At 69.3% G+C, this 11717-nt stretch carries 8 protein-coding genes; 3 read left to right on the plus strand and 5 right to left on the minus strand.

Annotated features, from left to right (window positions below; translation table 11 throughout):
- Positions 1-130: 130 nt before the first annotated feature.
- The gene (locus BJ972_RS10280; protein ID WP_129172531.1) at positions 131-3010 is read right to left on the minus strand and encodes an FAD-binding and (Fe-S)-binding domain-containing protein; all 2880 of its coding nucleotides are present in this window, start codon (positions 3008-3010) and stop codon (positions 131-133) included.
- A gap of 207 nt (positions 3011-3217) precedes the next feature.
- On the opposite strand from BJ972_RS10280, the gene BJ972_RS10285 reads away from it, so the two are divergent.
- Positions 3218-4195 (plus strand): sugar-binding transcriptional regulator, encoded by a 978-nt coding sequence (locus BJ972_RS10285; protein ID WP_241830703.1) that lies wholly within the window; start codon positions 3218-3220, stop codon positions 4193-4195.
- On the plus strand, positions 4192-4563 hold the full coding sequence (locus BJ972_RS10290; RefSeq protein WP_129172530.1) for a DUF1801 domain-containing protein: 372 nt from the start codon (positions 4192-4194) through the stop codon (positions 4561-4563). The genes BJ972_RS10285 and BJ972_RS10290 overlap by 4 nt, the downstream gene beginning before the upstream one ends.
- Before the next feature lie 224 nt (positions 4564-4787).
- Here BJ972_RS10290 and BJ972_RS10295 read toward each other — a convergent pair whose 3' ends face one another.
- The 4 genes from BJ972_RS10295 to BJ972_RS10310 form a co-directional block, all read right to left on the minus strand.
- Positions 4788-5444, minus strand: coding sequence for an aspartate/glutamate racemase family protein (locus BJ972_RS10295; RefSeq protein ID WP_129172529.1), 657 nt, complete (start codon positions 5442-5444; stop codon positions 4788-4790).
- Positions 5445-5452: 8 nt separating this feature from the next.
- A complete protein-coding gene (locus tag BJ972_RS10300) occupies positions 5453-6364 on the minus strand; it encodes a carbohydrate ABC transporter permease (RefSeq protein ID WP_129172528.1) in 912 nt (303 codons plus the stop codon).
- Between the two features lies 1 nt (position 6365).
- Positions 6366-7247, minus strand: a complete 882-nt coding sequence (locus tag BJ972_RS10305; RefSeq protein WP_129172527.1) for a carbohydrate ABC transporter permease — start codon at positions 7245-7247, stop codon at positions 6366-6368.
- 62 nt (positions 7248-7309) lie between these two features.
- A complete protein-coding gene (locus BJ972_RS10310; protein ID WP_129172526.1) occupies positions 7310-8629 on the minus strand; it encodes an ABC transporter substrate-binding protein in 1320 nt (439 codons plus the stop codon).
- A gap of 294 nt (positions 8630-8923) precedes the next feature.
- On the opposite strand from BJ972_RS10310, the gene BJ972_RS10315 reads away from it, so the two are divergent.
- A complete protein-coding gene (locus BJ972_RS10315; RefSeq protein ID WP_129172525.1) occupies positions 8924-11710 on the plus strand; it encodes an alpha-L-rhamnosidase in 2787 nt (928 codons plus the stop codon).
- The last annotated feature ends 7 nt before the right edge of the window (positions 11711-11717 follow it).

Genomic DNA, 11717 nt, shown 5'->3' on the forward strand with positions numbered 1-11717 from the left:
TTTGGCCAGCGTGTCGTGACGCCGAAACCCCGAGGTCTGGGCGTCACGGTTGTGCTGTTCGGGAGGGTCGAAGAGCACGTTCGTGACGCCGAGACGGGGGGGGGGGGGGGAAGAGGGGAAGAGGGATGTCTCAGCGAGTGCGTTCTTCGAGGAGCTCGAGCACGTGTCGATACTCGGAGCCCGTGGCGCGCGTCATGCCGATCTCGCACGTGCGATTGCAGGACGCGTGCGCATCGTGCCCGCCGCCCGCGAGTTCCGCCGCCTCGGGCGCCGTCGCCGACGCCGTGAGCTCGGGGTGCAGCATGCCGCGGTCGCCCGCGAACCCGCAGCATCCCCACGCGTCGGGCACGTCGACGGTCTCGGCGACGGCGTCGGCGAGCGCGCGCAGGTTGTCGTTCGAGCCGAGGCGAGTGCTCGCGCACGTGGGGTGCAGCGCGAGCGAGCCCAGACGGTCGGTGACCTGGATGCCCGGCAGCAGGCGCCGCGCGGCGAAGTCGACCGAGTCCTCGATGCGGAGGTCGACGGGGTCGGCGCCCGTGCGGTTGGCCTGACGGATCGCGAGCACGAGTCCCTCGGTGCACGACGAGTTGTCGGTGACGATCGTGAGCCGCCCGCGGTCGGACGCGGCGACGAGACTCGCGGCGACGCGCTCGACCATCGTCGCGTAGCCGCCCGCGAGGCCCTTCGACTTCCAGGGCGTTCCGCAGCAGAGCCCGTCGGCGTTCTCGGGCGTCACGATCGACACTCCGGCCCGTTCGCACAGACGCCGGAACGCCTCGGCCGCGCCGATGCCGTCGCCCGCGGCGCCGAACATCGATCCGACGCACGCCGCGAAGAGCACGATCGTGTCGTCGGTCGACTCGAGATCCGAAGCCGCGCCAACGCCACCCCGCACCGCGCGCTTCGGCCCACCACGCGGAAGGTCGCGGCCGTACCGGGGAACGATGTCGCTTCCGAGGAGCGCGCGACCGACATCCGTCGCCGCCGTCACGAGCGGAGCCGGAGCAGCCTTCGCGATCGTGAGCGCCGTCGCCGCTCCCCGGCTCACGGTCTTCCACTGCTTCGCCGCGATCGCTCCGCCGGCCTTCACGAGCGCAGGCTGCTCGTTCTCGCGCAGTCGCCGCACGAGGTCGCCGGTGTTGATGAGCACGGGGCACGCCGTCTGGCACATGCCGTCGACGGCGCACGTCTCGACCGAGGCGTACTCCTCGGCGCGCGCGAGGTGGGCGTCGAGCCGCGCATCACCCGATGCCTGCGCGGCCGCCCGCGCGCGCCGCACGGCGATGCGTTGCCGCGGAGTGAGCGTCACGTCGCGGCTCGGGCACACCGGTTCGCAGTATCCGCAGTCGACGCAGCGGTCGACCTCCGACTCGACGGCGGGCGTGAGCTTCAGGTGCGTGAGGTGCGCCTCGGGGTCGTCGCCGATGAGCACCCCCGGGTTCAGGATGCCGCGGGGATCGCACAACCGCTTGACCTCGCGCATCACTCCGTAGAGTTCTGCACCGAACTGGCGCTCGACGAACGGCGCCATGATGCGGCCCGTGCCGTGTTCGGCCTTGAGGGTTCCGCCGCGCGAGAGCACGAGGTCGACGAGGTCTTCGGTGAAGACGCGCTGCCGCTCGACGCCGCCGGGGCTCGTGAAGTCCTCCGTGAGGAGGAAGTGGATGTTGCCGTCCTTCGCGTGCCCGAAGATCACGGCGTCGGCGTATCCGTGACGGTCGAAGAGCTGCTGCAGGGCGACGCACGCCTCGGCGAGACTCTCGACCGGCACCGCGATGTCTTCGAGCAGCGCCGTCGTGCCCGAGGGGCGTGCGCCGGCGATCGCCGCGTAGAGGCCCTTCCGCACGTGCCACAGCTTCGCGCGCTCCCGGGCATCGGTCGTGGGTTCGAAAGCGGGAGCACCGGCCGCGGCGAGCGCGGCCTGCGCGGCCGCGACGAGGGCGGCGAGCCCCTCGTCATCCGTGCTCTGGTACTCGACGAGCAGCGCGGCGTGATCCTCGATCACGAGGTCGTCGACGACGCCCGCCGCCGTGGGGTCGGCCTGCACGACACGCAGCGAACCGGCATCCATCAGCTCGATGGTCGCGGCTCCCGTCTCGACGAGCAGGGGCAGGATGCCGGTGGCCGAGGCGAGATCGGGGAAGATCACGAGCGCCGTCGCCGCGCGCCGGGCGACGACGATGGTGTCGAACTCGGCGCCGGCGACGAAACCGAGCGAGCCCTCACTGCCGACGAGCAGGTGCGCGAGCACCTCGACGGGCGTCTCGAAGTCGAGGAACGAGTTGAGGCCGTATCCCATGGTGTTCTTGCCGCGGTACTGGCGACGGATCTCGGCGACGTGCGCCGGATCGCTGAGGATGCGCTGCCGCAGCAGGAGGAGCCCCGCGTAGAGCTCGGGCTCGGCGACGGCGAGGCGCTCATCGGCGTCGGCGCGACCCGTATCGATGACCGTGCCGCTCGGCAGCACCGCGGTGAGCGAGCGGAGCGTCTGATAGCTGTTGTGCACCGTGCCGCACGCCATGCCGCTCGAGTTGTTGGCGATGACGCCGCCGATCGTCGCGGCGCTCTCGCTCGCGGGGTCGGGGCCGAGCTTCCGTCCGTACCGGGCGAGGCGGGCGTTCACAGCACGAACGGTCGCGCCGGGCCCGACGCGCACGACGCTGCCGTCGGCGTTCGGTTCGATGTCGCGGAATCCGCGTCGGGTGTCGAGAAGGATGTCGTCGGCCGAGGCCTGTCCTGAGAGGCTCGTGCCTCCCGAGCGCAGGGTGACGTGGCGCCCCTCGGCATGCGCGAGGCGGAAGACCGACACGACGTCCTCGGTCGAGGCGGCGGTGACGACGGCGTTCGGCGTATAGAGGAAGTGCGAGGCGTCGACGGCTGCGACGATACGGTCGAAGGCGTCGACGCTCACCGCGTCATCCGTTCGCGGGCCGAGCGCGGTGCGGAGGCGGTCGCCGAACGCCGTGTCCGACGGGGCGACGCCCGCGCGCGAGGCGGTCGCGACGCTCATCGGGCGCACCGGGTGGCGAGTGGGGCGGCATCCACGATGATTCCTTGCTCACGACGTCGTCATCGCGTCGTGCATATTTTTGCATTGACGAATGTACATACTCTTGCGTAGCCTTCAACCGGTGTCAAGACGAGCAATGTCGCCTCTTGCCCCGCTGCCGTGCGGTAACGTTCGGCCAGCGCTGTACCTGAACGATCGGAGAACTTCGTGCCCAACGGACGATTCGCCCCGCCCGTCGACGGACACGTCCGGCTGCTGACGAAAGTCGCCCGCATGTACCACGAACGCGGCATCCGGCAGGCCGAGATCGCCGTCGCCCTGAACATCTCGCAGGCCAAGGTCTCGCGGTTGCTCAAGCGGGCCGCAGCTCTCGGAATCGTGCGCACGACCGTCACCGTCGCCCCCGGCGTCTACGCCGACCTCGAAGAGGCGCTCGAGCAGCGCTTCGGCCTCATGGAAGCCGTCGTCGTCGACATCGACACCGACGCGGATGACCGAGAGACGATGTCGGCCCTCGGCGCGGGCGCCGCGAGCTACGTCGAGGCCTCGCTCTCGGGCAGCGACCGCATCGGCATCTCGTCGTGGAGCCAGACCCTCCTCGCGATGGTCGAGCGTCTCCGCCCCCTCTCGGTGCGCGGCGCGACCGAAGTCGTGCAGCTCCTCGGCGGCATCGGCGCGCAAGAGGTGCAGAACCAGGCACAGCGCCTGCTCGGCGACCTCGCACGCCTGCTCGGCGCCGAACCCGTCTACGTGCAGGCGCCCGGCATCGTCGCCGACCGCCAGGTGCGTGACGGGCTCCTCCGCGACTCGTCGATGACCGAGGTCACGCGGCGCTGGCAGGAGCTCACGATGGCGCTCGTCGGCATCGGCACGATCGAACCGTCGGACGCCCTCGCCGGATCGGGCAACGCATTCTCGGCCGCCGACCGCGAGCGCCTCATCGCCGACGGCGCCGTCGGCAACGTCTGCCACCACTATTTCGACGCCACGGGCACTTCCGTCGCCGCCGACCTCGACAGTCGCACGATCTCGATCCCCGTCGACGAGTTCCTCGCGATCCCCCGCCGCATCGGCGTCGCGGGCGGAGCCTCGAAGCACCGCACCGTGCGCGCCGCCGTCACGGGCGGCTGGGTCAACGTGCTCGTCACCGACCTGCGCACGGCCGAGGCACTGCTCGAGGGATGACGTCCGTCGACGTACTCCTCACCGAACGGGCTCACCCGCTCGAGGAGTCGCTCACGAGCATCGTCACCGTGCTGCGCGGGGTTCCGGGCGTCACCGAGAGCGTCAAGTGGAACTCACCCAACTACGCGCTCACCGACGACTTCGCGACGCTGCAGCTGCGCCGTGATGACGCGATCCAGGTCGTGCTGCACACGGGCGCGAAGGCGAAGCCCGAGCACCCTGCGATCGTCGTCGATGCGCTGCCCGCCGGCGCTCGGTGGGCCGGACACAACCGCCTCGTCCTGACCTATCGAGAGGCTGCGCTGTCTCCTGACGATCGCGCGCTTCTCGCCGCCGTCGTCAGGGCATGGACGAGCCAGCTCGTCTGACGCGCGCTCGCGTCATCCGTCGGCGCTGGCTCACACGCGCGCCGCGACCAGCGATTGCGCCAGTTGGTGCGCGTTTGCGCCAGCTCATGTGGCGCAAACCATGCCGAGGTGGCGCAAAGCCCGGAGGGAGGCATAGGCAGGCGCGTGAAGTGGCGCGGACGGGCGCGTGCAGGGCGCAGGCGCAGAGGCGCGCGCCGACGCGAACGGATGACGCGGAGCGCGCCTTACAGCGCGGCGACGAGGTCGCGCAGGCGGGCGACGCCCGAGGCGAGGCTCGAGAGCACGGGCACGCCGGCGTCACCGGTCGCAGCGCTCGCCATCGAGGCCTGAGCGAGCACGACGACATCCGATCGCTCGGCGGCCTCGGCGATCGCGGCGGCGACGAGACGGTCGTGCTCGGGGCGGTCTCCCCCGGCGACGGCCGCGAACGCACCCTCGATGACGACGCCCTCGATCTCCGGCGAGCGACCCGCGAGCGCGGCGCGCTCACGGATGAGACCCGTCGTCGGTCGGAGCGTCGTCGGCAGGGTCGCGAGCACGGTGATGCGCTGGCCCGTCGCGACGGCCTCGTCGGCCATGGCCTCGTCGATGCGCAGCACGGGGATTCCGACAGCCTCGGCCGTGGGGGCCGCGAGCTCAGAGATCGACGAGCACGTGAGCATGAGGGCCGAGGCACCCGCCTCCTTCGCAGCCCGGGCGAGGTCGAGGATGCGCTCGGGCACCGACTCGGCGCGCTCGGCGTCGGAGAGGTCGGCGACGATGCGGTCGTCGAGGTAGTTGATCGCCGTGACATCCGGGAGGTCGCGCTTGACGAGCTCGCCCACGGGGGCGATGACGACGGCTCCGGTGTGGAGGAGGGCGACGCGGGGGCTGCCGGTCATGGGGGCACCTAGCCTTTCACGGAGCCGGCGGCGAGTCCGGCCATGATCTTCTTGTTGAGGAAGACGAACACGATGAGCAGCACGATGATGTTGATGCTGATCGCCGCGAAGAGCGGCCCGTACTGCGTCGATCCATACTCGTCGCTCAAGCTCAGCAGTCCGACCTGGATCGTCGCAAGCTCCGACCGTGTCGTAAACGTGAGGGCGATGAGCAGGTCGTTCCAGACGCTGAAGAACTGCACGAGGCCGACCGTCAGGATCGCGTTCTTCATCATGGGCAGGCCGATGATGAAGAAGGAGCGCAGCGGTCCCGAGCCGTCGACCGTCGCGGCCTCGAACATCTCGCGCGGCACCGCACGGAAGTACGCGGCCATGAGGAACGTCGTGAGGGGGATGCCCATGACGACGTACGTGATGATGAGCGGCCACAGGGTGTCGGTGAGGTTCGCGCGGAAGTAGACCGTGAAGAGCGGCACGAGGATCATCTGACCGGGCACCATGATGCCCGCGAGGATGAAGAGGAGCACGCCGTGGCGGCCCTTCCAGATCATGACCTCGAGCGCGTAACCTGCGGCGACGCCGAGCAGCACGATCGCCGCGACCGACGGAATCGTCACGAGCAGGCTGTTCCAGTAGTTCACGGCGACGTTGCCGCGGGTGAACGCCTGGATGTAGTTGTCGAAGTTGAGCGCCTCGGGCAGCGCCCACGTCGGGTTCGAGAGGAACTCGGCCTGCGTCTTGAAGGAGCCGAGCACCATCCACAGCTGCGGGTAGAGCACGACGATGAGCAGGAGCGCGACGAGGATCCACACGGGCAGACGGCGGACGGCGCGCATCACGCGGCGGCCCATCGGCTGACGGTTGCGGCGCGGCGGCTGAGGCGTCTCTGTCGCGGTCGGAGAGATCGTGAGGGCGGTCATGTCAGTCCTCCACCTTCGTTCGAGACGATCGGAAGATCGCGAGAGTGAACACGAGGCACAGCACCGTGAGGATGACGGCGATGGTCGAACCGTAGCCGTACTCGGCGTACTCGAACGCCGTGCGGTACATGTACAGCGTGAGCGGAGCGGTCTGCGTTCCGGGGCCGCCACCGTTCAGGGCGAGCAGGCTGTCGAACACCTTGAGCGTCGAGTTGAAGCTGAAGATGAGCGACGAGAGCAGGATCGGCAGCGAGAGCGGGATGACGATGTGGCGCACGAGCTTGAGGCCGTTGGCACCGTCGAGGCGGGCCGACTCGATGACCTCCTCGGGAATGTCGAGGAGACCGGTGAAGAGCAGGACGGCGTAGAAGCCCATCGAGCCCCACCACGTCATGACGAGCGCGACGGCCATGGTGCCCGCGCCCGAGGCGAGGAACTCGACGCTGTCGAATCCGAAGAAGTTGATGAGGTCGTTGACGGGGCCCTGATTGGCGCCGACCGAGACGAAGCTCTTGAAGAGGAGTGCGACGGCGACCGTCGGCAGCACCATGGGGAAGAACACCGCGGTGCGGACGAATGCGGAGCCGCGACGCAGCACGAAGACATAGAGGAGTGCGAGCAGGTAGCCGATGGTGACCTGGCCGGCCGTCGCGAGGACGGCGAAGACGACGCTCACGCCGACCGACTGGAGGGCGGCTCCATCGTTGAAGAACTTCACGAAGTTGTCGACGCCGACGAACTCGAAGCCGCGCAGCGAGTTGCCCTCGAAGAACGAGAGCCCGAGCGACCACGCGACGGGGACGATCTTCAGGAGTACGTAGAGGAGGAGCGCTGGCCCCAGGAGGATGATGATCGTCTTGCGATCACCGAAGACTGACTTCATGTCGGTTCTCTCCGTCGTGGCGCGGCCCGGCCTCCGTCAGGAGACCGGGCCGCGAGGGTTCACTACTTGTTGGCGTCGATGCTGGCCTGGAGGTCCTTCATGTAATCCTCCGGGCTCATCTGTCCGGTGACGAGGAGCGAAACGTTCGTCGACGCGAGCGAGTTGCTCTTCGGGTCGAAGAGCGCCTCGAACCAGAGGACTGTCTCGTCGATGTTGGCGATCGTGTCCTGAACGAGAGCGGTCGTCTCGGGCACGTCGGTGACCTCACCGTTGACCTTGAAGCCCGAGATGACACCCGCGTCCTGCAGTGCCTGCTGGCCGTAGTTCTCGGAGATGCAGGTGAGCCAGTCGGAGACGAGCGGGCCGAACTGCTCGGCCGAGGTGGCCGTCGCGGTTCCGGCGTTGGCCGCCCACTGGTCGATCGAGCCCTTGCCGCCCGACACCGCGGGGAACGGCATGAAGCCGACGTTCTCGGTGCCGATCGTGTTCTGGCCCTCGTCGTTGATGTTCGAGAGCAGCCAGCTGCCGTCGTACTTCATGGCCGACGTTCCCGTGAGGAACGCGTTCGTCGAGGCATCCGGCTCCATGGTCGTGAAGCCCTCACCGAAGTATCCGGCCGAGGCCATGTCGGCGAGCGCCTGCGCACCGGCGAGGTACTCGGGGTCGGTGAGCTTCGCGTCGCCGTCGCGAATGGCCTGCATGGCCTCGGGTCCGACGTTGCGCTGGATGTACATGCCCATGATGCGCGTGAGGGGCCAGCCGGCGGCGCCGGGCTGAGCCATCGGGGTGATGCCCGCGGCCTGCAGCTTGGCACTGGCATCCATCAGCTCGTCCCAGGTCTGGGGCTCCTCGATGCCGTTGTCGGCAAAGATCTGCTTGTTGTACCAGATGCCCTCGACGTTGTACTGGTAGGGCAGCGAGACCATGCCGCCGTAGACGTTCTCGACGGTCGACTTCGCGGCCGGGAGGATGTTGTCGAGAGCGGCGGGCTCGAGCACCTCGTTGTAGTCGACGATGAGGCCGCTCGCGCCGAGGTCGCCGTCGGGGCGGACCTGGGCGGTGCCGGCGACGAAGTGCACGGGGAGCGCACCCTGGCTGGCGAGAAGGGTCATCTTCTGCACGACGTCGGCCTGCGCGACCGACTGGTGCTCGAGGGGAAGGGCTTCGTTCTCAGCGGCACACTGGTTCTCGGCCAGTGCGTCGAGCTGAGCCTTGAGCGTCGGGTTCTCGTTCGGAAGCAGAACGGTGAACGCCTTGGGGTCCTTACCCTCGCCACCACCCGATCCTCCGTCGGAGCCTCCGGCGCATGCAGCGAGCGAGCCGATACTCAGGATGGCGATCCCGGTGGCCAGCAACGTGCGGCGGCTTCGGCGTGAATTCATGGCGTCCTCCTTGACGACTACCGTTTGGTGGTGAACCTACTGGAGTGACAGTAGGCATCCTGGGCTCGTGTGTCAACAGTCAGTAGTGAAATTATATTCACTCGTGACGTTCTGGCCCGGAATTCCGCGCATCTGCACCCCGAAAACGGGTCAAGAATGCGACGCTGATTGAGAGATCGAGCTCGGTGCGACACCCGATGACTGAATCTTCATTCAAGGTTGCGAGATTACTCACCGACCGCTTAGCATGAGGACTCGTTCCGACGACGAAGACGCAGCGAGGAGAGAACGCGCATGAATGCACCGGCCGCACCGGACCGCGTGGGCTTCGAGCACCTCGGCTCGCCCGCCGTCGGCATCGGCACGGCCGCCCCGCGTCTGTCGTGGATCGTTCCCGCAGCCCCGGCCGGGTGGGTGCAGCACGCGTATCGGATCGAACTGACGGATGCCGCGGGCGAGCGTCACGAGTACACGATCGATTCGACCGAATCGGTGCTCGTGCCCTGGCCGGCCACTCCGCTCGCGTCTCGCGACCGTGCCGTGCTGCGCGTCGCGGTCAGCGGCGGCGGCGGCGTGTGGAGCGAGTGGAGCGAGCCCGCGGTCGTCGAGGCCGGCCTCCTGAACACCGAGGACTGGGTCGCGACGGGCATCGCCGCGGCGACCGACGACGAGCGCGCACCGCGCCTCGGCACGACGTTCCACGTCGACGGCGAGGTGCTCGCCGCTCGCCTCTACATCACGGCGCACGGTCTCTACCGGGCCCGCGTCAACGGCGCACCCGTCGATCAGGACGAACTCGCCCCCGGCTGGACCGCCTACGAGGAACGTCTCGCCTACCAGACCATCGACGTCACCGATCTCGTGCACCCGGGCCGAAACACGATCGACGCGACGCTCGGCAACGGCTGGTGGCGCGGTCGCGTCGGCTACGAGGGCCGCCGCGCCGTCTACGGGAACGACCGCTCGCTTCTCGCCCAGCTCGAGGTGCAGACCTCGACGGGCACCCACATCATCGCGACGGGCGACGACTGGCGGAGCGCGCCGAGCGCCATCCTCGCCGACGACCTCTTCGACGGGCAGACGACGGATCTCACGATCGACGTCGCCGAGCCGAGCGCCCCGGTCGCCGCGAGCTCGTTCGACCTCGACACGCTCGTCGCGCAGCAGGGGCCGGGCATCCGCGCCACCGAGATGCTCGCCCCCGTCTCGATCTCGTATCCGCGCCCCGGCGTCACGCGTCTCGACTTCGGCCAGAACCTCGTGGGTCGCCTCCGTCTGACGGTCGCCGAGGCCCACGGCGAAGAGATCGAGCTGCGGCACGCCGAGGTCATCGAGCACGGCGAACTCGGCGTGCGGCCGCTCCGCACGGCGCGCGCGACCGATCGTTTCGTCCTTCCCGACGACGGCGGCCGGCACGTGCTCGAGCCCGAGTTCACCTTCCACGGGTTCCGCTACGCCGAGATCACGGGCCTCACCGATCTCACCGCCGCCGACATCCGTGCCGTCGTCATCCACACCGCGCTCCGCCGCACCGGGTGGTTCTCATCGTCAGACCCGCTGCTCGACCGGCTGCACGAGAACGTGGTGTGGGGCATGCGCGGCAACTTCGTCGGTGTTCCCACCGATTGCCCGCAGCGCGACGAACGTCTCGGCTGGACGGGCGACCTGCAGGTCTTCTCGCCGACCGCGGCCTTCCTCTTCGACAGCACGGGGTTCCTCTCGGGATGGCTCGACGACCTCGCCGCCGAGCAGGCCGATGACGGCACCGTCCCGTGGGTCGTGCCCGACATACTGAAGAACCCGTCGCCGCCGACCGCCGCGTGGGGCGATGCCGCCGTGCTCGTGCCGTGGGCGCTCTACCGGGCGAGCGGCGACACCGAGGTGCTGCGCCGCGCGTTCGCGAGCATGCGCGGCTGGGTCGATCGCGTCGCCGCCGACACGACGCCGGCCGGACTCTGGACGGGCGGCTTCCAGTTCGGCGACTGGCTCGACCCCGACGCCCCGCCGAACGATCCGTTCGCCGCGAAGACCGACGCCGATCTCGTCGCCACCGCGTGCTTCTTCCGCTCCGCCGACGTGCTCGCGCAGTCGGCCGCGCTCATCGGCGAGACCGATGCCGCCACCCGATATGCCGAACTCGCCGAGCGAACCCGACTCGCATTCCTCTCGGAGTATGTGACGGCCTCGGGCCGCATGGTCTCCGACACCGTCGCCGCGTATTCGCTCGCCCTCGTCTGGGACATCGCGACGGATGACGGTCTGCGCGCCGCACTCGGCGACCGCCTCGCCGACCTCGTGCGGGCCCGCGACTTCCGCGTCTCGACCGGATTCGTCGGCACACCGCTCGTCACCGACGCCCTCACCCTCGCCGGTCACATCGACGTCGCCTACCGCCTGCTGCTGCAGACCGAGAACCCGTCGTGGCTCTACTCGGTCACCATGGGGGCGACAACGATCTGGGAGCGCTGGGACTCGATGCTGCCCGACGGCACCATCAACCCGGGTCAGATGACGTCGTTCAACCACTACGCCTTCGGCGCGATCGCCGACTGGCTGCACCGCGTCGTCGCCGGTCTCGCGATCGAGGACGCCGGTTACGAGCGCGTTCTCGTCGAGCCCCGCCCCACGTCGCACCTCGATCACGCCGAGGCACGCCTCGACGGGCCGCGCGGCCTCATCGCCACGGGCTGGGCCCGCGAGCAGGATGGGCGTGTGCGCGTGCACGCGGAGATTCCCGTCGGCTCGGCCGCGACCGTCATCCTGCCCGACGGCCGTCGCTTCGACGTCGGCCACGGTCGGCACGACTGGGTGAGCGCGGACCCCTCCGCCCCCGCGGAGCCCGCGACGATCGCCGACGTGCTCGACGACCCCGAGCTCTGGGCCGCGGTCGTCGACGTCGTCGTGACCGCGGGAGCCGTCGCCGACGCGGCCGCTCTCGCCGCTCGACTCGGCCGCCACCTCAGCGCTCCCATCGCCGATCTCGCGATCGAATCCGCTCCTCCCTTCAAGATTCACATCGCCGACGACCTGCGCCCCGGTCTCGATGCGATCCCCCGACTCCCGGCCCAGCGCGGCCGGTGAACCGCCA

Source organism: Agromyces atrinae (genome assembly GCF_013407835.1).
In the GTDB taxonomy this organism is placed as follows: domain Bacteria; phylum Actinomycetota; class Actinomycetes; order Actinomycetales; family Microbacteriaceae; genus Agromyces; species Agromyces atrinae.